This is a genomic window from Nitrosomonas supralitoralis (genome assembly GCF_003011925.2).
In the GTDB taxonomy this organism is placed as follows: Bacteria; Pseudomonadota; Gammaproteobacteria; order Burkholderiales; family Nitrosomonadaceae; genus Nitrosomonas; species Nitrosomonas supralitoralis.
The window spans coordinates 1-26,272 of sequence record NZ_PXXU01000046.1 but is presented as its reverse complement, the minus strand read 5'-3'; the positions used below and the strand labels follow the sequence as shown (position 1 = coordinate 26,272).

At 44.3% G+C, this 26,272-nt stretch carries 17 protein-coding genes; 11 read left to right on the top strand and 6 right to left on the bottom strand.

The features are described 5' to 3' along the window. The first annotated feature begins 302 nt into the window (after positions 1-302). Positions 303-695, top strand: coding sequence for a rhodanese-like domain-containing protein (locus C7H79_RS13030; RefSeq protein ID WP_106707687.1), 393 nt, complete (start codon positions 303-305; stop codon positions 693-695). Positions 696-837: 142 nt separating this feature from the next. Here the strand turns inward: C7H79_RS13030 and C7H79_RS13025 are convergent, their stop codons facing one another. Beyond that, a complete protein-coding gene (locus tag C7H79_RS13025; protein WP_106707686.1) occupies positions 838-2,352 on the bottom strand; it encodes an APC family permease in 1,515 nt (504 codons plus the stop codon). Positions 2,353-2,897: 545 nt separating this feature from the next. Between C7H79_RS13025 and C7H79_RS13020 the strand changes: the two genes are divergently transcribed. From C7H79_RS13020 to C7H79_RS12980, 8 genes are all read left to right on the top strand, one after another. Continuing rightward, on the top strand, positions 2,898-4,775 hold the full coding sequence (locus C7H79_RS13020; RefSeq protein ID WP_106707685.1) for an SLC13 family permease: 1,878 nt from the start codon (positions 2,898-2,900) through the stop codon (positions 4,773-4,775). Between the two features lie 36 nt (positions 4,776-4,811). Next, complete coding sequence (locus C7H79_RS13015; protein WP_106707684.1) at positions 4,812-7,166, top strand: SLC13 family permease; 2,355 nt, start codon at positions 4,812-4,814, stop codon at positions 7,164-7,166. Between the two features lie 1,075 nt (positions 7,167-8,241). Next, positions 8,242-8,901: a GNAT family N-acetyltransferase gene (locus tag C7H79_RS13005; RefSeq protein WP_106707682.1), complete on the top strand. Its 660-nt coding sequence runs from the start codon at positions 8,242-8,244 to the stop codon at positions 8,899-8,901. Beyond that, positions 8,898-9,791: a carbon-nitrogen hydrolase family protein gene (locus tag C7H79_RS13000; protein ID WP_106707681.1), complete on the top strand. Its 894-nt coding sequence runs from the start codon at positions 8,898-8,900 to the stop codon at positions 9,789-9,791. Before C7H79_RS13005 ends, C7H79_RS13000 begins: the two co-directional genes overlap by 4 nt. A gap of 212 nt (positions 9,792-10,003) precedes the next feature. After that, positions 10,004-11,026: a ketopantoate reductase family protein gene (locus C7H79_RS12995; protein ID WP_106707680.1), complete on the top strand. Its 1,023-nt coding sequence runs from the start codon at positions 10,004-10,006 to the stop codon at positions 11,024-11,026. Continuing rightward, positions 11,023-12,006, top strand: coding sequence for an NAD-dependent epimerase/dehydratase family protein (locus C7H79_RS12990; RefSeq protein ID WP_106707679.1), 984 nt, complete (start codon positions 11,023-11,025; stop codon positions 12,004-12,006). The genes C7H79_RS12995 and C7H79_RS12990 overlap by 4 nt, the downstream gene beginning before the upstream one ends. A 727-nt stretch (positions 12,007-12,733) precedes the next feature. After that, complete coding sequence (locus C7H79_RS12985; RefSeq protein ID WP_242447285.1) at positions 12,734-14,392, top strand: autotransporter assembly complex protein TamA; 1,659 nt, start codon at positions 12,734-12,736, stop codon at positions 14,390-14,392. Positions 14,393-14,401: 9 nt separating this feature from the next. Then, complete coding sequence (locus tag C7H79_RS12980) at positions 14,402-18,238, top strand: translocation/assembly module TamB domain-containing protein (RefSeq protein ID WP_106707678.1); 3,837 nt, start codon at positions 14,402-14,404, stop codon at positions 18,236-18,238. A 92-nt stretch (positions 18,239-18,330) separates the two neighbouring features. Here C7H79_RS12980 and C7H79_RS12975 read toward each other — a convergent pair whose 3' ends face one another. Genes C7H79_RS12975 through C7H79_RS12960 form a run of 4 tightly spaced genes read right to left on the bottom strand, consistent with a single transcriptional unit; the run spans position 18,331 to position 21,246 of the window. Then, on the bottom strand, positions 18,331-19,479 hold the full coding sequence (locus C7H79_RS12975) for a S1C family serine protease (RefSeq protein ID WP_106707677.1): 1,149 nt from the start codon (positions 19,477-19,479) through the stop codon (positions 18,331-18,333). Positions 19,480-19,512: 33 nt separating this feature from the next. Further along, positions 19,513-19,944: a thioredoxin TrxC gene (gene trxC / locus C7H79_RS12970; RefSeq protein WP_106707676.1), complete on the bottom strand. Its 432-nt coding sequence runs from the start codon at positions 19,942-19,944 to the stop codon at positions 19,513-19,515. Positions 19,945-19,984: 40 nt separating this feature from the next. Further along, positions 19,985-20,302, bottom strand: a complete 318-nt coding sequence (locus tag C7H79_RS12965; RefSeq protein ID WP_106707675.1) for a chaperone modulator CbpM — start codon at positions 20,300-20,302, stop codon at positions 19,985-19,987. A 2-nt stretch (positions 20,303-20,304) separates the two neighbouring features. Next, entirely contained in the window at positions 20,305-21,246 is a 942-nt protein-coding gene (locus C7H79_RS12960) for a DnaJ C-terminal domain-containing protein (protein WP_106707674.1), read from the bottom strand. 564 nt (positions 21,247-21,810) lie between these two features. Here C7H79_RS12960 and C7H79_RS18030 point away from each other — a divergent pair. Continuing rightward, the gene (locus tag C7H79_RS18030) at positions 21,811-21,966 is read left to right on the top strand and encodes a hypothetical protein (RefSeq protein WP_172592438.1); all 156 of its coding nucleotides are present in this window, start codon (positions 21,811-21,813) and stop codon (positions 21,964-21,966) included. 662 nt (positions 21,967-22,628) lie between these two features. On the opposite strand, the gene C7H79_RS12955 is transcribed toward C7H79_RS18030, so the two are convergent. Further along, a complete protein-coding gene (locus tag C7H79_RS12955) occupies positions 22,629-24,599 on the bottom strand; it encodes an aconitate hydratase (RefSeq protein ID WP_106707673.1) in 1,971 nt (656 codons plus the stop codon). 717 nt (positions 24,600-25,316) lie between these two features. Here C7H79_RS12955 and C7H79_RS12950 point away from each other — a divergent pair. Further along, complete coding sequence (locus C7H79_RS12950; RefSeq protein ID WP_106707672.1) at positions 25,317-26,168, top strand: universal stress protein; 852 nt, start codon at positions 25,317-25,319, stop codon at positions 26,166-26,168. Positions 26,169-26,272 lie beyond the last annotated feature (104 nt).

The window sequence follows — 26,272 nt, the reverse complement described above, 5'->3', positions numbered from 1 at the left end:
CAGCTGGTGTATCGGTTTTTTTATCAGCTTATTCACATATACTTTGCGGTTCATTGCTTGCTGTGATATTCATTGTATTCAATCTATAGATTATCTTGTTAAATATTATAATTAATTGACCTTGAGCCTCGTGATTTGAAGTACGGCCTTTTTCTGTTGTTTTGAGTAATTAATATCTAAGTATGGTAGTTAGCTGATGTAGCCATGACATTTAAGATAGGAATGGATTTTTTGTAACCTTTATTTTCTTGATTGGAACTTTAGATGCTATTTTTATTTTGTATATTATAGGAAAGGGGAAAATGCGACAGCATAATCTAGGGTTTTTGAGATTAGTAGAACAGAAAAGAAAAAGAATAAAAGAATGTACAGTTAGTGATTTGCAGGATCGGTTGTCACAAAGTGAACAATTTTACTTTGTCGATGTGCGGGAAGATCATGAGTTTTGGGTAGATCACGCAGCGAACGCGCGTCATCTAGGAAAAGGTATAATCGAGCGTGACATTGAAACCGAAATTCCTGATAAAGAGGCACTTATTGTGCTGTATTGTGGCGGAGGCTATCGGTCAGTTTTGGTGGCCGATGTGCTGCAACTAATGGGGTATAAAAATGTTTTATCTCTGGCTGGCGGAATCAAAGCATTGCGTGATGCAGGATTTCCGCTAGAGAAAGGTGTGCAAAAGCTGGTAACGTGAATGTTCTCGTTGTTGTGTTTCTTCTGATGTTGATAATTGGCACTCAAGGCACTCAAAAATCGAGGTGCTTCATGGTTCTTTCTTATCCATAATTGAAAATCTGTTTGCTTAGCTGATTGAAATAAATTATTTATTGTCTTTGCTATATGGGATTATTATTGTCAGATACCATATGCGCTCTTTCAAGTGGTAAAGTTTCGCCACGAAAGAACCTTGGATCTCTAAAATTCCACCACATCATCAAAGGAAATCCCATGAACAGTGCGACAACTCCAATCAGGAATACTGCGCCCATACCAGCAACTGATCCGCTTGATCCATAGCTCGGATCCAGCATGTTCCAGGCTTGAAGAATACCTACTGCAATTAGCACAACTGCAGCCGTAGTTGGCAGCAGTACTTGTGATACGGTGGTGCGCCAATGATTAAAGGCAGTGCGATGGAAATATAACGCACAGGATAATGCCGCAACCGAATAATAAGTACAGATTGCAATACTTACACTATGGATCGTATCTTTAACAATCGATTCACTGATTAAACTTAGCGTACTGTAGATGGTCAGTGTCATCAAACCGATAGACCAAGTTGCAAATTTTGGGGTTTGTGTCTTCTCGTTAACAGAAGAAAATCTTTGAGGGATTGCTTGGTAGGTCGCCATTGCCAAAGCAGCCCGTGCAGCTGGCATTATCGTAGACATTGTGGCGGAGAAAGCAGAAACTCCAATGACCAAAGCAGCAACCAAAGCACCTCCTGTGCCGATAATGTCAGTAGCAAGAACTGTTATGCTGGAATCAATGTTATCCTTAAACGTCAGACTTGATTGATGATGAGCGTCTATGCCGGCATAGGCCAGAGCTGCGGTGGAAAAGGCAACATAAGTGATAACTGTAATGATCATTGAAATAATGCCGCTTTTCCCTGCTTGTTCTGCACTGCCTTCCGTTTCTTCTGACATTGCTAATGATGCATCAAATCCCCAAAATATGAAAAGTGCAATAAGAAAACCATCCAGAAAAGCAGTGAATGAAGTGATTGCGAATGGATTGAACCATTCAATCGAGAATGCCTCGGCGGTGCTGACAGCACTTCCTTGCATAATGCGTAATAATAGAAATGCGGCAAGCGCAATAAGCACTCCATACTGAGCGATTGTAAGAATCATAGTAGTGCGAGAGGATTCTTTAGCACCCAGCGCTGTGAGATAGGTTGTGCTGAAGATGAAAAGGCCTGCTACTCCAATATGGAACCACTTGGGGATATTATTCATGTCAAAAATAACAGCCGCTGCATTTACCATAATCTGAGTAGCGGCAACACCTGATAAAACACTTGCTAGTAAGAGCGCCCAGCCACCAAACCAACCAAACCTCGGTCCTATAGCTTTTGTGCCCCAAGTAAAAATAGTGCCGGCATCCGGAGCAGAAGAGGTTAAGTGTTTGTAAGACAATGCAACAAAAAACATTGGAATTACAGAGAGTAAAAATACAATCGGCAATTGATAGCCGCTTCCTGCCGCACCATAACCAAGTGCACCGGTCAAAGAATAAGCAGGAGCTGTTGCTGCTAAACCGATTGTTACCGCAGCCCATTTGGATACGGAGCCTTTTTTCAGGCCCTTGGCCTTTAAATCATGCATCACTGTTTCTTCATGCATCTCATTCCTCTTTGTTTCATAGGGTGTTGCGTAGAATATCCATAATTTGCGTTGGAAAGTAGCAAAGATTGAAAGCGAAGTCAAAAATCACTAAAGGTTGCATAAACGCAACTTTGGTTTTTTACGAATAAACTGATCAGATTTGTATATAAAGTCATACATGATCTACAAGTTCAAATCCAGTAATAATTCATTAATAAATATATTGTTAAAAAATAATGTCGTATTAAAAATTTGAATGATTGAGTTTCAGCACGCCTATGAAAATGTATAAATCTTACTGCGGAAAAACTGTAGTCCGCACCCAATAGAATCTACCTTCTATTATCAGGTGTAAATTGCGCTTGTTATAAATGGTTTCTTGAAGCAGAATCATCTCCAGTTTCGATCAGATCTCATGACTGAACTTTAGTCGAAGCAGTAGTATTGTAAACTCGCTTCTTGGGGGATGTGAGAGTTACATGTTGATATTTATCTGTTATATTAAATGCTTATCTATAATAGACAACCAGAACCTAGACTAGAATAATCTTTTAGAAAACAATATGACCTCAAATCAAACAGTAATTCTTATTATTCTAGTATTCACCATGGCTATGTTCTTATGGGGGCGTTGGCGTCACGACATGGTCGCGGTGGGTGCGTTGCTTGCCTGTGTGCTTACCGGATTGATTGCTGCTGCAGATGCTTTTATTGGTTTTGGTCACCCAGCGGTGATTAGTGTGGCTTGTATTCTGATACTGAGCCGTGGTTTGCAGACCTCAGGGGCAGTCAATGTGCTAGTTCGTCATACCTTACCGAAAAATGCCGGACCGACGCTAAATCTGGTGGCGCTGGTCGGACTGGGCGCAGTACTTTCCGGCTTCATGAATAATGTTGGGGCAATGGCGCTTTTGATGCCAGTGGCGATTCAACTGGCTGAGCGTCTTGAACTGCCTCCAGGACGAATATTAATGCCATTGGCTTTTGGAACCATTCTCGGCGGTATGACGACTATGATTGGAACACCACCTAATCTGATTGTGTCAGGCTTTCGTGCCCAAAGCGGCGATGGCAGCTTTGGTATGTTCGATTTCACCCCGGTTGGTTTAGCTGTAGCCTTAAGCGGAGTGATATTCATAGCTGTTGTCGGTTGGCGGCTGGTTCCGATGCGTAAACAAACTGGCATAGAAGCTTTTGAGACAGGAGCCTACACCACCGAAGTGCGCGTGTCGGCCGATAGTAAAGCTGCTGGGATGGTCTTGCACGAACTTGAAACTATACTCGATGAACACGCCGCGCAAGTCGTAGGTTTGGTACGAAATGAGAAACATTTGACTACACCTCGAGCCGGATTCAAGATATTAGCTAATGACATTCTGATTATTGAAGCTGAAGCCGAGGCTCTGGCGCACATTCTATCGAATCTCGGATTAAATCTGGAAGAAGCAGATACCCAGCACAACGATAGAGAAAAGAGTCAAAGTGAGGCCGAGCATACTCGGCGACACGATGACATTAAGGTGAGTAATAAAAAAAACGGAGCGATAGAATCAGTTGAAGCAGAAGAAGAATCTTCTCAAAGTGATGAGATTATTTTGATGGAATTCGTTGTTCGCCCGGAATCAACGATCTCAGGTCGATCGGCTGCGGATATGCGGTTACGTACCCGCTATGGACTCAACTTGCTAGCGGTGTCGCGCGAAGGTTCACGTGCTAAAACTCGGCTAAGAACGCTGAAAATTCAACCTGGCGATTTGCTGTTGCTCCAAGGTACCGCAGAAGTGCTGGCAGAGTTTGCAGCTGACTTTGGTTGTGTGCCATTAGCTAATCGCGAGCTACATATTCCAGACAAACGCAAAGCACTAATTGCCGGTGGTATCATGGCTGCCGCAGTCGGTGGTGCAGCTTTTGGTCTGCTGCCCGCAGCCATTTCATTTGCTCTCGGCGTACTGGCCTCAATGGTTTTTCACATCATCGCGCCACGAGCGGTCTATGACGCAATTGATTGGCCTGTAATAGTCTTACTCGGAGCACTTATTCCAGTGGCCGGTGTATTAGATTCTACGGGTACGGCAGATCTGATGGCACGATTCATGATCGATAATATTGTGCAAGGGCACGCCATTATGGGACTTGCACTCATTCTCATTATTACAATGTTTCTTTCCGATTTAATGAATAATGCAGCCACTGCAGCCGTGATGTGCCCAATCGCCATTGGTACCGCTACTGCACTTGGAGTTAACGCCGATTCTTTTTTGATGGCGGTGGCGATCGGTGCTTCCTGTGCCTTTCTGACACCGATTGGACATCAGAATAATACCCTTATACTGGGTCCTGGCGGTTTTCGTTTCGGTGACTACTGGCAGCTTGGATTGCCGCTCGAGATATTAGTAATCACTGTCAGTATTCCGTTGCTATTGATCTTTTGGCCACTCTAACTGATAACGTTAAATGAATCCGGAGGCTGAACGAGAATGACTTTTGAAATCGTGTTGGTATTTGGAATTCTTTTTTCATGCCTCATTCTGTTTGTTACTGAATGGGTGCGGATGGATGTAGTGGCTTTGATGGTGCTGTCGAGTCTGGCGATCTTCGGACTGGTGTCACCTGCTGAGGCTATCAGCGGCTTTAGTAATCCGGCGGTGATCACAGTATGGGCGATGTACATCATGAGTGAGGGACTTACTCGCGCCGGCATTGCAGATCAAATCGGTAGCTTGGTGATGCATGTAAGCGGGCGTAGTGAAGTGCGCATAATAACGATTTTCATGATTTCAGCCGGCATATTGTCGGCTTTCATGAACAATATAGCTGTAGCGGCATTAATGCTGCCAGTGGTGATCGAAGTTGCTCGACGTTCCGCAATTGCACCGTCTCGAGTGCTGATGCCGTTGGCCTACGGTACATTACTCGGCGGGTTGATGACTCTTATCGGCACCCCTCCAAATCTGCTAGTGAGCATTGCGCTGCGCGAGGCTGGTGAATCAGAATTTGAATTCTTCGATTTTGCTTTCATCGGCGTGCCGATCTTATTGATCGGTACCGCTTTTGTTGCACTGCTGGGGCGCCATCTGTTACCAGTAACCGACACTACGAAAATTCTGGAGAAGCAACGAAACTTGCATGACGAATATGGATTGCAGGAACGTATCTTTGTGCTTCAGGTACCCGCCAATGCATTACTGATTGATAAGACGATCGCTGAATCTGGTCTGACCTGGGCTGCGGGTCTGGTAATCATCGCACTAACTCGTGCAGGTCGAACCGAAGTGTTGCCTAAAGCGAACACTCTGCTACAGGCGGGGGATATTCTACTTACACAAGGACGTTTTGATCACTTCGAGCGATTACGCAGCTGGAGTACTCTCACGATTGAACGTGAGGCACCCATACTGCACGAGAGATTATTGGCAGACAACAAACTTGCCGAATTAACGGTAGCCGACAATGCGACCCTGATTGGTAAACCTCTGCATCACCGAGCGTTTCGTGAGCATTTCGGAGTCAATGTACTTGCAATTCGACGCACAGGATTAGTGCGCCGAACACGGTTGGCAGAAATGGTGATCACTACGGACGACCGTTTGTTGGTACAAGGTACACCTCAGGCGCTGGCGGCATTACATGATGCATCAGAATTTTCCACCGTAGGACCGGTTACACCTAAGGAAATGCGGGAAAACTATCAGCTTGACGCGCGTCTGTTCGTATTGCACGTGCCGAACGATACGCCATTATCCGGCTCCACATTGGCCGAGAATCAGTTAGGAGATGCTTTTGATTTTCGTTTACTTGGTATTTTCCGAAATGGAGAGGTACTGGAATCACCTGCCTCCGAAGAGATTATTCAGTCGGGAGATCTATTGCTGATTCAGGGTCGTGAAAGTGATTTGGATATGCTGCGCGGGTTACAGCAACTGGAGCGTTTGAGCGATGTATCTCCTTATTTGGATGTATTCGAACAAGGTGAGCTCGATCTAGTCGAAGCAACGTTACATCCCCATAGCAAGTTTGTCGGACGTCGCGTGGAAGATCTACAGCTCGATGAGCATTATCACGTGGAATTGGCCGCAATCTGGCGTGCAGGTAAACCGCATCGATCAAGTCTGCGCACAATGACCCTGCAATCGGGTGATGCGTTGCTCTTTGTCGGACCAAAGGTGCGTTTGGTCGGGCTTAACGACATTGAAGATCTTTTGATTCTTAATCCGGTGCAGGTCAAGCCGATTAACACGCGTAAGGCACCCATAGCCGGTGCGCTGATGCTGTTAGTGGTTGCTGCAGTAATTATGGAGTTGCTACCCATTTCAATTGCAGCTATTGCCGGAGCAACGTTAATGGTATTGAGTGGCTGTCTCAATATGGAGCAGGCACACCGCGCAATCGAGTGGCGATCAATCTTTCTGATCGCAGGCATGCTGCCACTTGGCACCGCAATGCAACATACTGGCGCAGCAACTTTGTTAGCACAAAGCATACTTGACCTGCTGGGTCCCGGCGGGCCGTGGGTCGTTATCGCTGGACTATATATCATCACTACACTGGGTGCTCTTATGATGCCGACCGTTGCACTTGTACTCATCATGGCTCCGATCGCTTTGACACTTAGTACAACTTTGGGCGTATCAGCACAGACGGTAATGATGGTGGTTGCAATTGCCGCAACCAGTCTTGCTAGTCCGGTATCTCATCCGGCCAATACTCTGGTAATGGGTCCGGGTGGATATCGATTTATTGATTACCTAAAGCTGGGCATTCCGCTCACTTTAGTTGTGTCTATAGTTACGATTTTTTTGCTGCCAATATTTTGGCCACTTGAGATTCAATAACCAGGCTATACGCTGATTGAAGCATAAGTCACTGTTATTGAGAAAATACTCTATAATTTAATGCGTAAAATCCGAGACTCGGATTTTAAAATAATCTTATGCGTCATAAAGTGAGTTATAGAAATATATTCAAACGTAATAGAGCCCTATTTAGGTTACTTAATGCATATAAAATCTGGAGCAAAATAATTCCTGTTCTGGCCTTGAATTGTATTTTTTCCGTACAGGCCGCTAGTGCCCTGTATAAACAAGAACTAATCCAGCAACTTGGAAGTTGGCAGCAAGACCTCGTAAATATGGAATAAAGGAAGTTGTTTCCTCTCAAATTACTAAGAGTGGCGAAAAAGAATTGGCCGCTGGTGAAAACTGATTTTTTTCTCAATTCCTTATTTCTCCGCAAGCAACGCGGATAGTTTTAAAGAATTTTATTTTAAGCTGGTTGTAAAGATGAGGTTGATTTTTTGTCGACCAAACCGGGTAGCAAATTTAACTTGTTCACTATGGAATTCAAGACTCTTTAAACCATAAACTCAGCACAGATTGATTTGATATCGCGGTGCTGGGAGGGTTTCTGAGCCTGATAAAGAACGGTGTTCAGCTAAATTAATCAACAATAAGATAGTCAATTATTTACCCGAGCTATATCAAATCCGGAGCTTAATTATCCTGCCGCCCAATCGCTGTTTTGTTTCATTGCTTCATATTGGCGGCGGATACGGACGGGATAATACTTTCCCGGCAGTTTTATGTCGGACACTCCTATAACTCAAACCAGCTAATTATTGACTATCTATCCTATCGTGATGGCTCATTACTTTTTATACGAACTGAGCTTTTACTGATCATGTTATCGGTTTTGGCGGTAGTTTAAAGCAGTCAATCGGACGTGAACAAATGCATCGCAGAAAGGATATGCATTTAATTAATCTAAGAAATGCTCTAAAATGAAAACACGAGCGATTGGGCGGTTGTGAATATTAAATAAATTAATTTTTAATATACTCTTATCAATCAATAACTCTGGATTTAAGCAGCAACATTTTGTTTGAAAAATTGTCAAGGGGTTTATCCAGCAATGAGCCCGAAGGTCATAATTCGAAACACCTGCGTAAGCGATATCAAGCCGCTTATAGGTTTGCAGAAAAAGATCTATCCAACTATTCCTTCCTGGCGTGAAGACTTGTTACAACATCAGCTTGAGGTTTTTTCTCAGGGGCAACTGGTGGCTGAGATCAATGGTCAGTTGGTCGGCGCAGCCAGTTCGCTAGTGGTGTCGTGGAATGAGTGGGAAGTGCAACATACATGGCAAGAGATTACTGCGCGCGGCAGTTTCGATACTCATAATCCGCATGGTTTGACGCTCTATGCTGCAGAGGTTTTTGTCAATCCGCATTTGCGAGGCTCCGGAATTGGTCACGCACTTTATCAAGAACGACGACGATTGTGTCGCAGGCTAAATCTCAAACGCATCATTGCCAGCGGTCGTTTGCCCGGATATCATCATTATTCTGATCAAATGCCGATTGAGCTTTATGTGCAGAAAGTTATATGGGGTGATATCCATGATCCTGTGCTCAGTTTTCAGTTACACGAAGGCTTTAATTACTGCGGTATAGTCAGCGGGTATATTCCAGAGGATGAGGAGAGTCTCGGTTATGCGGCGTTAATCGTTTGGCTCAATCCTCGCTACAATACCAAGAAACCTACTCTGATTCCTGAAGGAAACATCTTATGAAAGTACGTATTGCTGCAGTGCAGTATTTGTTAAGGTCTATCAGTGATTGGGATGGCTTTGAAAACCAGGTTCGCTTCACTCTCAAGGCTGCCGCCGAATACAAACCTAATTTTGTCATGCTGCCGGAAATTATTACCAGCCAGTTGTTGTCCTTTCTGGATACGGATAATGATATCAAGTCCGCTGTTCGCCGTATGCATGACTATACGCCGCGTTACCAGGATCTGATGGCTGAGTTGGCCAAAAAATATAATTTTTATCTGATTGCCGGCACCCACCCCAATCTACGGGATGGATTGCTCTATAACACTGCATTTATGTTCTCACCTAATGGAGAAATGTTCACTCAGGACAAAATCCACCGTACTCGTTGGGAGAAAGATAAGTGGGATACTGCCGCTGGCAATAAATTACATCTGTTTCAAACTGACTATGGTGCCATCAGCATTCTCATTTGCTACGACATTGAATTTCCAGAGTTAGCGCGTCAGGTATGCGAAGCGGGCGCAGATATCCTGTTCGTGCCTTCATCCACTGATGATCGTCAAGGCTACTTGCGTGTGCGCTATTGCGCTCATGCGCGCGCGATCGAAAATCAGGTTTATGTTGCAGTAGCCAGTACTGTAGGCAATCTGCCGGTAGAAGGATTGGGTTTGAATTACGGTCAGTCCAGCATCATGACTCCATCTGATTTTCCGTTCTCACGCGACGGTATCGCCGCAGAAGGAGAGATTAACCTGGAACAAGTGGTTATTGCTGATGTCGATCTTGATATTCTGGCACAGAATCGCATCAACGGTACTACCATTCCTTTATATGACAAACGGAGGGAAGTGTATCAAAATCCCGTGGAGATTGTGACTTCACTGTGCGGTCCAAGAAAATTGTGATCTTTTCTGGGACGTCTTGGCAGTTATCAAAATATAAATCGTGGAATTTGGGGTTTTAGATTACTATTTAGTCTCAAATATGATTTGGGTTCAGCATTATCTGGTATCTGTAAGAATCTGTCAGCGGCGGCATGTAAATTTATTGGCAGATTAACACCGTGAGGGTTCATGTTCTCACTACCTTTTACTATTTTTTGGGCTCATAGAGACTCATGCCAAATTTAATCAACAAACCAATTCATATTGTGGGGGTCGGAGGAATTGGTGCAGCTCTTGGCTGGGCTCTGGCACAAGAAGGTTATTCCGTTATTCTGGTGGACAGTCTTCGCAGCAAGGTGACAGAAGGGATAAAGCATGGTGTAACGTTAGTAACATTGGGAGCACATACTGTCCCCTTTATTGCTTTTGATGATTGGATGCCGCCGAAAGAGGGATTTATTCTGCTCTGTACCAAAACCTATGACAATCCAAAGGTACTGGCTCGTTTATCTGGCGATGCCTTTCTAGTTCCGGTGCAAAATGGTTTTGATCCTGAACTTGATCGGCGCAGTCATGCGTGTGAAGGTATAGCCTCTTTTGTGTCGGAATGTCAGCGTGATTACCCGGTGACGCGAATTACCCGACCAGGCAGCCTGCATATTGGGGCGCGTCGGCCTATTACATATGATGAACGCATTGAGATAGCATCATTGGCCCTGGCCTTGGGAAAAGCCAAATTATTTCCTGTTGAGCTTGTAGAGGATATCCGGCCTTATAAAGCGACAAAGCTTATGTACAATGCCGCCATTTCGCCACTGGCTGCTGCGGCTGGTGTAGATAATGGAGAATTGTTAACCGATCAACTGGCTAAGTTACTCTTTTTTGCATTACTGCAGGAGAATTATGCGATTCTTCAAAATGCTAAAATACCACTTGCTCGTATCGGGCCTTTTCATCCGGACACAGTGTCTTTAATTTTACGCACACCTTGGTTGCCAGCATTGATGGCTATTTTTTTCCGCCCATCACTCCGCGGCACCTATTGCTCCATGGCTCCAGATATGCACGTTCAGCATGCACGTACTGAAATCGATGCTTATACCGGTCACTTGATTCGGCTTGCTGGAGAGTTTCCCTGTCCCTTGAATCGCGCTGTGCTTGCACTTATTATGAAGATTACTACTGAAGGTCTGAAACCACAGTATCAGCACTTGCAGAATTTGGAAAGCCATTTGCCCGTAAGGATTCATCCTTGATTCTGGTCACTGGTGGTGCTGGTTTTCTGGGTTCACATTTAGTCAAAAAATTACTCGAAGCAGGTCAATCTGTTCGTGTCCTGGAACGACCAGGTGCCGGCGTTGACCATCTGCCACAGAACCAGATCGACTTGATCAGCACTGATATTCGTGACGAGCATGCTGTTAGAAAAGCCGCACGTAATTGTGAGTATGTCTATCATTTGGCAGCAGATCCTAATCTCTGGCGGCGTGACAGGAGAGAATTCGATAGTATTAATCATCTCGGCACGCTTCACGTTATGCGTGCTGCTCTTGACAGTGGCGCCAAGCGGGTATTGTATACCAGTACCGAGAGCATTTTGACATCTCCGAATCCAAAGCAAGATGCGGTTGAGACACTTCGACTCAAAGCAAGTGATATGCTGGGTCCGTATTGTCTAAGCAAGTTCCATGCAGAGGAAGTAGTTTTTAAAATGGTGGCGGAAGGTGCTCCGATTGTTGTAGTCAGCCCCACTTTGCCTGTAGGGCCTGGCGACCGATTGCAAACGCCACCCACTCGACTATCACTAGCGTTTTGCCGGGGAGAGCTGCCAGCCTTTCTGGATTGTCAATTCAATCTTATTGATGCGCGAGACGTGGCGATCGGTATGATCGCGGCAATGGAGAAAGGTAGAACGGGAATTCGATATTTACTGGGAGCAGAAAATCTACTGCTTTCAGATTGGTTAAGGATTCTGAGCAAGGAAACAGGTCAGCCTTTACCGCGCTGGCGGATTCCTTATTCGCTTGCTCTGCTTGTGGCAGGAATCAGTGAAACATGGGCAGACTATGTCACCGGTAAATCTCCGCTAGCCACGATAACAGGGGTGCGTTTGTCTCGCCGCAGCATGTTTTTTGATCCATCGTTCAGCCTCAATGAACTAGGATTGCAACCACGCCCAATAGACACAGCTGCTCATGATGCCATTACATGGTACCGGTCGCAGGGCTGGATCTAGTTCTAAATGAAAAATTAAACCAAATATGTTGTCGAGTCGTTCACCTATAATTCGTCCCGTACAATTTCTTAGTCCTAATCTCCAGTTTATGCCAGAATTGTTCAAAACGTAGAATTTCATAAATCGCAAAGGTGACTGCTATGATAATACTTTGATGGAAAGCTTTTGTGGCACTCTTAAAAACCGAGTTGTTGCATTAACGGTGAGATTTACATAACGATACGATAACAAATCGTTTTATTGCTTCAGCGATAGGCTCTATATTTGACAGCATAATGAATTAGAATTAATTCGGAATAGATGTGTGTCAGTAATCATTATATGCATTTATAATATTTAATTTGTATCGTTTTTTATGTTGAACAACAATAAACAACAATCTCAAGGAGTTGTCTCATAAGTGCAATAATTGTAATTATGCAATTCACACTTTATGATGTTTAAGTAACTTATTCTAAATAATAAATAACAATTAAATGCCATGCTCTCTTGTCAGGCGAGCAAGATAGTGGCAAATCTCTGATATTATTCACAACGCTTGATAAATCATAGAAAATTAATAAAGCTGAGGAAATTTCTAATATTCGATCGAACCGCTAATCCAAGCTTTCAGTATCCAGCGGATTGTTTTTATTTTCGAATCTGGATAATTATCCTGTTATTCACTAACCTTAATCCGGGCATCGCTGCAGCGCAGGAAAGTCAGAATTCTACCAAACCTTCGACCGTGATTATATTGTCTGCACCTGGCAGCATCAAAGAATTTCTTTTTAAATATTTTAAATTGCCGTCAGAGCCTTTTGCCGATGAAACTGCTGAGGAAATTTTTTTGTACCGTGCACAAAAAGAAATCCGTAATTTATTGGCAACTGAAGGTTATTTCTCTCCTTCGATTTCAGTGTTGCATCAAATCCGGAATAACGTTTCTATTCCTGAAATCAAAGTTGATCCTGGTACATTGACGCGCATTGGTAAAATTTATATAGCATTTCAAGGTGAGATTACTCAGGAAATTTCTAAATACCAGGAACGCATCGCGCAACTCCGTACCACCTGGCCGCTAAAAACAGGTTTGCCCTTTCGTTCTTCCGAATGGGAGAAAGCAAAAGAAGCTTTGTTATCGGAGGTTACTCAAGAAGAATTTGCTGCAGCGCAATTTGTGAGTAGTCAGGCCACTGTAGACCCTGATAATGCGCGTGCTGATCTTTCCATCATTATCGATTCCGGGCCCGTTTTTTATTTGGGTGAAATACAGATTACTGGATTGGAGCGTTATGATCCAGCAATGATTACTAACCTGGCTCCTTTTAAAATGGGTGACATTTATCGGCGGGATGTATTGCATCTTTATCAAATCGCGCTGCAAAAAGGCCCGCAATTCGGCTCTGTTTCAGTCAGTGTTACGCCGGATGTGACGCAACATCGAACTGTGCCCGTTCAAGTGATGGTGACGGAAGCTCAATCGCAACGCTTTGCCTTTGGCGTTGGTTATAGCTCAAATAATGGCGCGCGCGGTGAGATCAATTATCGCAATCACAATCTCATGGATCGCGCCTGGAACTTAACCAGCTTGCTGCGCCTGGAACAAAAGCGGCAAACATTTTTTGCTGGCATTGATACCTTGCCTGATCAGAATAATGTCAATTATTCACTGGGCGCCAATCTGCAAATGACTGATATCCAGGATTTGAAGACTGTTGAAGAAAAAATCGGCGTAACTCGTAATTACCAAACTCAAAAAATTCAAATGCATTTTGGTTTAAGTTGGCAACATGAAAGCAAAAAGCCTGCCGGTGCGATCAACCAGATTAATGAAGCATTAGTCCTTGACTGGCGATGGAGGCGCCAAGTTGTTGATGATCCGGTTAATATCCGGCGTGGTGATGTAACAGACCTGCGTGTCGGTGGCGGTAGTCGGCAACTCTTGTCGGATCAGGATTTTATCCGTACCTATGCGCGACATCAGAGCTGGTGGCCGGTTGGATCTCAAGATGTCATTTTTCTGCGCGCAGAAGTGGGTTATACGCTTGCGTCATCGCGCTTTGGCATTCCGCAGGAATATCTATTCCGTGCCGGCGGGATTCAATCCATTCGCGGGTATGATTTTAAAAGCATTGGTGTGGAAGAAGGCAATGCAATTGTGGGTGGACTCGTGATGGCAACTGGTACCGCTGAGTATACACATTGGTTAACGCAGCAATGGGGGGTTGCAACTTTTGTCGATATCGGCAGCGCTGCGGATCGCTGGCAAAAAATGCATCCTTTTCTAGGCTATGGTGGCGGTATTCGCTGGCGCAGCCCGGCAGGGCCGATCGCGCTTGATTTAGCCCGAGGGCATGAAACCGGCACGCTGCGCGTACATTTTTCAATGGCAGTGGCATTCTGAGTTGTACCCATGACCAATCCACCCGTTGACAGTCAAGTATCAGAAAATCGCCAAAAGCGGTTCAGATGGCTTGCGTGTTTGTTGTTTGTGGTGCTGATTTCTATTTCACTTATGGGATTCTGGCTCATGAATAGCCAATCAGGGCTGCAATGGGCTTTCTCAGTTATTCATCGTTTGAGCTCCGGTGCGATACATTTTGTGGGTGTTCGAGGAACGCTACATGACATGCGGATTGAAAATGCTCATTTTGCCAACAATGAATTTGAGCTTGTGATGCAGAATATCCGTATCGCCTGGAACCCAAGTGATTTGTTTTACAAAAAATTAACGGTTGAAGAGCTGTCGACAGAAACATTAAAAATTCATCAATTGACTTCCGGGGATGATACTACTACCAGCGCGTTACCTGAAACCCTGGATCTTCCATTTGCGCTGTCGGTTCGTGCATTGATCATCAATTCGGTGCATTTAACCACGGCAGATAATGGAAATGTCGAATCCATCATAACTAATCTTTCATTGACTTTGGAAAGCGATGGCCAAACTCATCAATTGAGGAGCCTGAATTTTCATACTCCGTGGGCTACTTTCAACGCATTAGCTGAAATTAACGGCAATTCTCCGTTTGATTTATCAGCCCAAATTGAGGCATCGGGTGCCGATCCATGGGGGGATGCTCAGATGAGCATCACAGGTAATCTGGAACAAATGATGATTCAAATCAGTGCGGCACAACCAGCGATCACAAGAGACTTGCAGATACACTTGCGGCCTTATGCAGTTAATCCAGTGGCGCTATTAGATGCAACTATCGAGCAACTGAATCCTGCCAGTTTTTTATCTGATGCGCCAAATGCCAGCCTCTCGCTATTTGCACATCTGACGCAAAATGATTCCGGACAACTGGAAGGCAATATCCGAGTTGAAAATCATGCTGCCGCTACAATCGATAACAATGGTCTTCCTGTTTCAACAATCAGTACGCATGCTCTGATCACTGCAGAATTGTTAAAGCTGCAGGATATACGTGCGCAAATTGGCATTGAGGGATATTTGCACGGCAATTTAGCCTGGCATTGGGTTGAACAGTCCGCCTCAGCCGATTTAACTGTAGAACAGTTAAATCCGCGCCATATCGATAGCCGCTTGCAAGCAGCGCAAGTTTCCGGAAAAATCCACTTGTCCGGTAATGCTGAAACACAATCTGCACACATCCTTCTCAAGGATAAATCGATCAAATTGACAGCTGCTATCGCGCGGACCGGAGAAAATGTCGCCCTTGAACAATTCAATCTACAACGCAACAAATCACAATTAACCGGACAAGGAAAGTTTGCTCTTGGTCATGAACAATTGTTTGAATTGTCAGGTAAGCTGGCAAATTTTAATCTTGCAGATTTTGTTCAAACCACTGATTCGAATCTGAATGCAACTCTTCAGCTATCAGGTCAATTGTCGCCCCAAATCTCTGGGATATTAAAATATACGATCCATAATAGCCGCTTAGCCAAATCCTCGATCAGCGGCTCAGGTGAAGTCGCCTTCAACGGTTTGGATAAATTTAACGGTAAAGCGGAGTTAAAAGCAGGATCCAATCACTTACTAGTGCGGGGAAGTATTGGAGATGCGAAAAATGCATTCCATCTGACCATCAACGCGTCGGATTTGACTCAGTTGGGGTTCGGATTAGCGGGCGATGTACATGCAAGCATGAGTATTGGCGGTAGCTTTGAAGCGCCTGATCTTGATCTGAAGTTCTCAAGCAAGCACTTGCATTTGGCGGAAAATCAAAGTATTTCAGGAGTCACTGCTGATGTACGTTTGCATAATGATGCAATTTCACTGAAAGTTTTGATTGATCACTATAACGCACATGAAAAAGCTGTAATCAAACACTTGGCGATCGATACCCAGGGAAAAATTTCGAACCATAGTCTATCGATTAGGGCACTGATCAATGAGGATATTACCGTCCGATTGGCAGCAACAGGCGGGGCAGATCCTAAAATGTCCCGGAAATCGCTGCGTTGGAATGGCCAACTAACTGAGTTTTCGACTGCCGGCAAAATGCCGATACACTTGATGGCACCTGCTGCACTGTCAGGTAGCGCCGAAATGATTTCTCTAGATCAGGCTAAATTCTCCATCTCCGGTGGATTTGTCAACATTGATCAATTGCACTGGACACCGAAGATCTGGAAAACTCAGGGTGATTTTTCCGGTATTGCCTTACTCCCCGGTTCGCAGCAAGTATTCAATCAGCTTCAACTGAAGTTAGGCGGTCACTGGAATTTTGATTCTACTGCACAGTTAGTTGGCAGCCTGAAAATTTTTCGAGAGCAGGGTGATTGGTATTTACCCGGTGAAGTGCCTCAGCCATTAGGGTTAGAAAAATTGCAGCTGAAGGCGACTGCTGAGCATGGGGAACTAATCGGTAAATTTGAATTGTTCAGCCAGTCTGTGGGCTCGGTCTCAGCTGATTTATTATTGCCACTCCAGCCATCCAACATGAATGGGCCTGTTTCCCGTGAATCAGCATTGCACGGTAAAGTAAATATGGATATCAGTACTCTAAAGTGGCTTAGCGCCATGCTTGGGGAGAGCATCCATGTAGATGGGAAAATTCAGGTTGAAGCTGATATTCAAGGCACGCTGGAGCAACCGAATTTCAGTGGAATGGTTTCCGGCAGAGAGATGAATGTGGCATTGCTGGATCAGGGAATCAATTTGCAGCAAGGTACGCTGGCGGCTAGATTCCAGCAAACGGATTTAAAGATCGATCGATTACAATTTATCACGCCTCATGAATCTCCGCCGGACAAACGTTTGTTCAAGAAGTTTGAATCGGAAGGCAGGTCGGGTTCGCTGACGATTAATGGCAATATCGGGCTGATTGGTAAAGAAAGTCAGATAGATTTCACAATTAATCAGCTGCCGCTAGGACATAAAAACGAGTACTGGGTAATCGCATCGGGTTCCGGAGTAACCAGGTTTCAGAACAATCGTCTGAGTGTAAAAGGGGAGCTATGGGCCGATGCCGGTTTATTACTGCAACCACCGGAAGGTCGTCCGGAATTATCTGAAGACATTGTTTTTGTGAACGCTACAAATCAACCCAGTCAAAACTTGTCGATATCTTTAGACATGAACCTCAATCTAGGTGAAAAATTCCATATCCGCGCATCCGGTTTGGAAGGTCGACTTACTGGCCAACTTCAAGTTCAGAACGATAGGAACAATAAACTCAAGCTCAACGGAGCCATTGCAGCGCAAGATACTTCGTTTAAAGCATACGGCCAGAATCTATCAGTTAAACGCGGAATTGTCAGTTTTCAAGGTCCCTTGGATGATCCAGAGTTAAACATTCTGGCAGTCCGGGAAAATCTAGCGGTTGTAGCCGGAGTTGAAATTATGGGCTCGGTACGTCATCCGCGCGTAAAGCTAATATCTACGCCGGATGTTCCCGACACTGAAAAACTCTCCTGGATTGTTTTGGGAAGAAAACCGGATGCGAGCGGTTTGGATACGTCAGTATTGTTAGCTGCCGCAGGATCGATATTGGGCGGGCAGTCCGGAAGTGGTATTACAGAACAAATCAGTGCAGCTCTGGGAGTTGATGAAATCTCGTTCAGACAGGCCGGTATTGGCAGTTCTTTGACCGGACAAATTGGTGTGGTTGGGAAGCGCATATCTTCGCGTGCATATCTGAGCTATGAACGCGGCTTGACAGCAACTACAATGGGTATCACAAAATTGACTTACAATCTTACGCCAAAAGTGACTATTGTGACTCAAGCTGGTGAAGACAGTGCGGTTGATCTGTTTTATACGATCCAGTTTGATTGAATGAGTCATGCGAATTATGAATTTCTGAACCTCATGATTTTTTCCACTTCCTTAAAATTATTCCAGTTAAAAAATCATAAGCATTATTTTTATCACTCACCGGGTTGTAAAGTGACGGGTGCCTCAATGGTTTCGCCTTTTCGCAACACTGTGATCATAATGGTATCGCCGACCCTATAGCTATCTATGCGAGCGAGTAACTTATCGACTGAATCGATTGGTTTGCCCTCGACAGCTACAATGATATCGTTTGCAATGATATTGCCTTCTGGTGTGATTGTCGCGCCTTGAAGTCCGGCCCTATCCGCTGCAGATCCGGGGCTGGTGTTCAGAATGACAACACCGGTAACTTTCAGGTGCTGAGTCAGGCGGTCATTGAGTTTGCTATCGACGGTGATGCCCATTGCCGGGCGAATATATTTGCCTCGACTGATGATTTGTGGAACCACACGGTTGACGGTATCGACTGGTACAGCAAAACCAATTCCTGCGTTAGTGCCACTGGGACTGTAAATGGCGGTATTGATACCAATCAGGCGGCCTGCAGAATCTAGCAGAGGCCCGCCGGAATTTCCTGGATTGATGGCGGCGTCGGTCTGGATTAGATCGTCGATGGTACGGCCGTCACTGCTTGGAAGAGATCGGCCCAGTGCCGAAACGATGCCGGTAGTCAAAGTCCAGTCCAAGCCAAAAGGATTACCAATTGCGAATACTTTTTGTCCGACCTTGAGGTCATGGCTGGAACCTAAAGGAACTGGAGTCGTTCGTTGGAAGCCGATACCTATGCGCAAGACTGCAATATCATGAGCCGGGCTCGATCCCACCAGTGAAGCCCGATAATCGCGTCCATCAGCCAGACGTACGGTGGCCTCGCTGGCACCCTTGATCACATGGAGATTGGTAATAATGTGGCCGTGATCATCCCAAACAAAACCTGAGCCGGTTCCGCTAGGTACCGAGAAGATATTGCGCGTCCAGGCATCCATTACGCGTTGACGTGTGGTGAGGAATACCACCGAGTCGCGTGAGTTTTCAAATAATTCAATTGTACTTCTCTCGTCTTCAGCCAGATTGCCGCGTGCTTGAACTAGCCGAGGTTCAGCACTTTCATATTTATTGTCAGTGGAGAAATAGCCCGACTGGAGTGAATCTGGAAAATAATGATAAAGAAAGCTGTGAAAAAACAGTATTAGCAATACGACGGCCAATGAAATCCAGATAAAGCGGGATAGTGTGGGCATGAATAGTTGTTCCTGTAGTTTTTATTATTTACATTATTGAATTGTGGATTTTGCCCAACGCATTATCTCTTGATCGCCCATAGCACCGGATTGCCGGGAGATTTCTCTGCCTCCTTTAAATAGCACTAAAGTTGGAATGCTGCGAATTTGATAACGAGTAGCCAGACTTTGTTCTTCTTCGGTGTTCACTTTGACTAACCGCATTCCTGGTTCCAGAATAGCAGCTGCCTTGGCAAAAGCCGGAGCCATCATGCGGCATGGGCCGCACCACGGCGCCCAGAAATCGACCAGCACCGGGATATCATTGTTGTCAATATGCCGGGTAAAGCGATCTTCTGTCAATTCAACCGGTAGTGCGGTGAACAATGCTTGATGACAGGCACCACATTTTGGCACTGCAGTCAGACGGTCTGCCGGTACACGATTGGTTGCATGGCAGTGTGGGCACACAATATGTAAAGACATGAGCGGCTTTCCTTGTTTATTCGGTAATATAAATTAAATTTTAGCTTTCGTTCAGTTCAGATGCTCTCAAGCGAGTGCGAAGCAGCTCAATCTCTTCGATCAGATCGGTAACCAGACCGGCCAATTCTGGATTACTTTCAAAATCCCGCTCAATTGCAACTATTCTTTTAATGCGCACGAAGCAGCGGCTGTCAAATATCCATGCATTCGGGTCTGTATTGATGAGATTTTCATTTGGCAACAAACCCCACTGAACGTGCTCAATGATCCATTCACGGCTAACCTGGCAGCTTCGCGCCAGTTCGTCCAGACTGAGCATGGCATCTTCGAGTAAAATGGCATCGATTTCTTGCGGCATAGTTAGACTCCAAGATTCTGGCGCGGATTAAACGTGAGTTCCTGCGCCATGGTTTGGTAAAATTTACGTGCTTTTTCTGTCGCAGCGGATGGCAGCACTACTTCCAGAACTAAATATAAATCGCCAGGCGTGGCCGCTGGAATGCCGCGACCTTTCAAGCGCAATTTGCGACCGGATTGGGAATTTTCCGGTACTCGTACATCGACCAAACCATCCGGTACCGGTATTTTGATTGTAGCACCCAGAGCAGCTTCCCACGGAGTGACGGGCAAGGCGGCGTAAATATCCTTGTTTTCGATCCGGTAGCGGTTGTGTGGGTTGAAATGCACTTCCAGGAACAAATCTCCTGCGGTTTCCCCTGCATGACAGGGACCCCCTTGTCCGGCGAGACGGATTACTTGACCCGTATGGACTCCTTTGGGAATGCGTACATTCAGCGTATGCTCCACGAGCATGGTGCGCCCTTGGCTGTCAAGCTTGGGCATACGCAGAGTCAGGCTGCGCAGGGCGCCATGGTAGCTGTCTTCCAGATCAAGCATAATTTTGGCGTGATGATCTTCACCGCGCATCCGATGAGTATGGCGGGCACCTGGCCCCATTTGATTTCTAAATAACTGCGAGAAGAAGTCACTGAAATCTGCTGCTTGAGCATCACTAAACCCTTGTCCTGTGAATTCGAAACCTGCATCCCAACCAGGGGGCGGTTGAAAATCACTGCCCGCTTGAAACCCCTGTTGTTCCAATTGATCATAAGCTGCGCGCTTCTCAGGATCAGACAGTACCGTATAAGCTTCATTAATTTCCTTCATTTTTTTCTCAGCGTCCGTTTCTTTAGAAACATCTGGATGATACTTGCGTGCCAAGCGGCGGAATGCTTTCTTGATATCCTCGGCCGTAGTATCGCGCGAAATGCCAAGTGTCTTGTAATAATCCTTGAATTCCAAGTTGATTCTCCCGGTTTAATGCGTTGTTACGTCATGAATATTATTGCTGTTTTGAGCCAAATAGTGAAGTTATGGTTGCGAAAAAACTATCTTACTGCCGTTAATTGAATGCTGATCAACTCTATTCATTCAAAATTGACTAGATGAATAGGGTGGTATAGCACTCCATAGCAGTAGATAAGACCCTCCTGTTGATTTGTTGAACAAGATAGTAGTCGAGTAGTCGATTAGACCCCGGTGCTCTTTGCTGATGGTGAATATTGTTTTTTTACGGCGATTTAATTTACCCTTTGACGCTTGCGCTAATGTGCTTGAAGCGGAATGACTCGTTATCAGTTTCAATAATGTGACAATGACGAGGCAATCATTACAATCCGTGGCGGTTCAATAGTCCAGCGTTGAAACACCTGACAAAAAGCTAAGTTGGCAATATCACCATGATTGACGCCCCGGAACACCTAATGGCTTTCATTAAAGCAGAATAATAGTATCCCCGATGTACTTCAAGTATTGATTTGCTTAGACTTGCCGGTCAGTCAAATATCAATTCAAGGAGAGACTATTATGAAAACAAGTAGTAATTTTATAATTACATCAGTTTGTACTTTTATGGTAATTTTTGTCCTTGGGGTTATTGCTACGGTAGTGAGTTCCTTAGCAACAGAACAAGGTGTAGCTGAAAAAGTGAGCAAAGTAACTTACCATAATAAAATATCCTAAGCGCAAGCTTAGCTATAAACACTCACTGGTAAGACAAAAGAAAGCCAGTTGAAATTACGGTTTGCAATACTTCGCTTGTATTAGCTCAGATCTGACAGTTGCCTTTTTTATGGTATCTGTCAGTTAAATCTGAGCTATTCCACATAATGTTCAGCGATAGCTTCTTTTATCGGTTCCCGATCAATCAGGTGAATAATTTGATTGAGTAAGTTTACTTTGCGGGTGCGACGGATGATATCAAATTCTGAATAATTCCTCATAGTTATTAATTCGCTAAAATGATATAGTATAGAAAGTTACAGTTTCATCATTCTCAATGGTCCTTGTGCATCCAAAGGAAAGGCCTCAGGAGGTAAAAAGAGATCTCAGTCTGGTGTACTTAACTACAGATGCGTAATAGCCTACGCATTTTTCCCTGTTCAATTTTTCACTGACACATGTGGTTAATGAGCAAGCGTATCAACACCGCTGATTCTCTAAATTCTGCTATATAAGATTTTTTCTCGAATCATAAATACATACTTCTGTGTTTTAAATAATTTAACCAATGTGCTGAGTCTAATGCCGTTACATCAGTGATTTATGGATAGAAGGTCATATGCACCTCCAGAACCACAATGTATAAGCAAACCTATGCATTAGGCGAGAATCAACACTTGCAATTAGCAGATCTTGCCGCCGTTGCAAATATTGAAGTGATTTATCACTCCGCCTTGAATCACGATATCAGCTTGCCTTTCGCTTAAATTATGTTTTACCTTGATATCAGTACCTGAGGTCTTATTTTTTAACACTATGGTAAGATTTCTTTTCAATGACTCATGTAAGTTTTCCAGAACCAAATCATCTCCCTGATTTATTTTGTCATAATCTTCTGGATTATCAAACTCAAGAGGCAGTATTCCGAAATTGGCAAGATTTTGCCAACCAATTCGTGCATAGCTTTTGGCAACAACAGCTACTTGCCCCAAATATCTTGGAGCGAGCGCTGCGTGTTCACGACTCGATCCTTGCGCATAATTTTCACCAGCAATCGTAATGTGCCCACCATTCTTGTTTTTCGCCTCGAGCGCGCGATCATAATATTTTTCGTCAAGAATAAAATAAGTCCACTTGCTTATTTCTGGAATATTGCTTCTTAATGGCAGCACTTCTGCTCCCGCGCGAAGTATTTCATCTGTAGAAATATTATCTGCCACTTTCAGCACTACAGGAACTTGATATTTATTTCTCAGAGGTTCAAGGTAAGGCAACTCTTTAATATTAGGGCCTTTGCGCAAATTAACCTTGCTTCCTTCTTCAGAAGGAGCAAGCAACAGGTCAGTATTGATTATCTCCGTCTCGGGCTGCTGAAATTTAGGATAATTTAGACCATATAACTTTCCGAGATTTCTTGGGTCAGTTATTACTCCGGCAAGTGCTGATGCTGCTGCAGTCTCGGGGCTGCAAAGGTATACCTGATCGTCAAGTGTTCCTGAGCGTCCTGGAAAGTTTCTTGGCATTGTTCTCAAGCTTATTGTATTTGTAGCCGGCGCCTGTCCCATTCCGATGCAACCCATGCATCCCGTCTGATGCAACCGTGCACCAGCATGAACAAGGCTCTTGAAAGAGCCCATGCTGGTGAGATTCTCAAGCATTTGTCTTGAACTTGGGTTTACATCCAAAGAAACTCTATCATGGACCTTTCGTCCCTTGACTATCTCAGCTACAACCCAGAAATCTCTCAACCCAGGATTAGCTGAGGACCCGATGACGCATTGATGCACTTCTTTTCCCTCAACTTCCTTTACTGGAATCACATTTCCAGGACTTGAAGGGCAGGCTATCAATGGTTCTACTTTAGCTAAGTCTATTTCGTCCTCGAAATCATAACTGCATTCATTATCTGCTTTAAGCTCAACCCAGTCCTTTTCTCGTCCCTGAATCTTTAGATATCTTCTTGTTTCTTCATCACTTGGGAATACTGTAGAAGTGGCGCCCATCTCTGTTCCCATGTTGGCTATGACATGCCTGTCCATTGTGCTTAGCATATTAAGACCTTCACCATGGTACTCTATGATCATTCCTCTGCATCCATTTACGTCATATCTTCTCAGCATCTCAAGGACAACATCCTTTGCGCTAACCCAGTCAGAAAGCATTCCCGTAAGCTTTACGCCAAGCACCTTAGGCATATTAATGTACAATGGTTCCCCTGCAATCGCGAACGCAACATCCAGACCGCCAGATCCCAAAGCAAGCATTCCTAAAGCGCCTGCTGCTGGAGTGTGGCTATCACTTCCTATCAGTGTTTTCCCTGGTTTGCCAAAATGCTGTTGATGTACAGGGTGACTAACGCCATTTCCGGGACGTGAAAACCACATGCCGAATTTTGCAGCTGCAGACTGTAGAAAAAGATGATCGTCGGCGTTTTTGAAGTCAGTCTGAAGAAGATTATGGTCAATATACTGGACAGCTACTTCTGTCATTGCTTTCTTAAGTCCCATGGCTTCCAGCTCCAATTGGACTAATGTCCCTGTGGCATCTTGAATTAGTGCTTGATCTATTTTGAGACCGATTTCAGAACCAGCAATCATCTCTCCTTTCACAAGATGAGATTTAATGAGCTTTTGCACAACGTTTAATCTATCCATAATTTCCACCTATCTGCGATCAAAAAATTTCAGAGGCACATGCGTCAAAGAAGCATGACTTAATTGCGTGTCAATGATTTTTGGGAGCTGTTGTATATTACGTATCTATTAATTAACATCTTGTCTCTTTTCTAAGCTTATATGTGAAAGAATAATGCTCGAAAGAAATAAGAAATGTAAGGCTTCCACAATTTTTTATACAATGGGCATAATAAGGCACAAAAACTCAAGTTGAGCCAAGTGGCTTTGCAAAAAACGATTCTTGACGGAAAAAACTTTAAAACGACGAAAGGCCAAAAATCAGACAGATCAAAAAGGTCTATGCGATGATGATCAGCAAGTAAGTGACTGCTTTATTTAGTTTTTACACTAAGCGACTTCAATAAAATTCTAGCGTCAACCCAAAGTAGTGCTAATGCCATGCTATATTCAATATTGATGCAGACAGCTTACTATAATTGTATTCGCACAAGTTATGGATGTGCAAACGAATGCTGCAATAATATTTTTATGTTTCGTATAGAATTTGCATTTTGAAGGTTCCCCATTCGACTGTGTGAGTCGCATTTAGAATATCGGGTTAAGCTGACCAACTTCGAAGAAAGGTTGGCCTCAGTATGGATACGGCACTCATTTTATAATAACTTGGTCCAATCATTTTGTTGAATGCACTCATAAACTACGGAATCTGGGAGTGGTGAGAGGAGTAATCAGAGAATGAAACAAATTTTGGTCGCAACAGATTTCTCTCAATATGAGAAAAGAGCATTCGATCGAGCAGTGCTGCTGGCAACAGAACATCGGACCGCGCTCGAAGTTCTTCATGTCATTACCCCGGCATCAATAGACGCGCTCTGCAATTTTTTGCCAGATTCTAGGCAGGTTGTTGAAGAAAAGCTCACTAATTCTGTATATGCGCAACTTCACTATTTTATCGACCGAGTGGAATCTGAGCGCCCCATAACAATTCTACCCCGTGTCAAGATTGCCGAAGTGGAAGACGGTATTCTCAATTCGGCGGAATCTTGCGATTCTGATCTGATTATCCTCGGAAGTCATGGTGAGCATTTTGCTCACGAAATGTTTGTTGGCACCACTGCTGAGAATGTCCTTGTCAGAGGGAAGCGGCCAATATTAATAGTCAAGAGAAATGCTTCTGTGCCATATAGCAAGATCGGAGTGCTTGTTGATTTCTCTGAACGATCAGACACTGCGATCCGCAAGGCGTGCGAACTGTCGCAAAATGCAATGATTTGTTTGTTACATGCATTTCAAATTCCGAATCATGAGCAGCTTCGCAAGCTCGGTGTAACTGATGAGAAAATCAAGCATTATCGTTCTGAATTCTATGATCAGGCTACTAAGGAAATCGCCAAGCTGAGCGTGGAAAGGAAAGACGACCTCATTTCAAGAGTGGTTGAAATGGGTTATCCGCCGACTATGATACAGAAGTGGACAGAGAAACTTAATTTCGATCTTATTGTGATGGGAAAGCATGGCGAGCGACTGAGTAGTGTTATCAGGCATGCCGTGCATAATAGCACTTGCGACATAATGATTGTTGAATAAGCAGAGTTTTATCTGCACCTATGGTTGTGTCTGCCTTTACGGTATTCTTTCAAGACGGCAAATAAGTTAGGCGGTTCCTATCGTGAAAATCTTCTAATAAATAA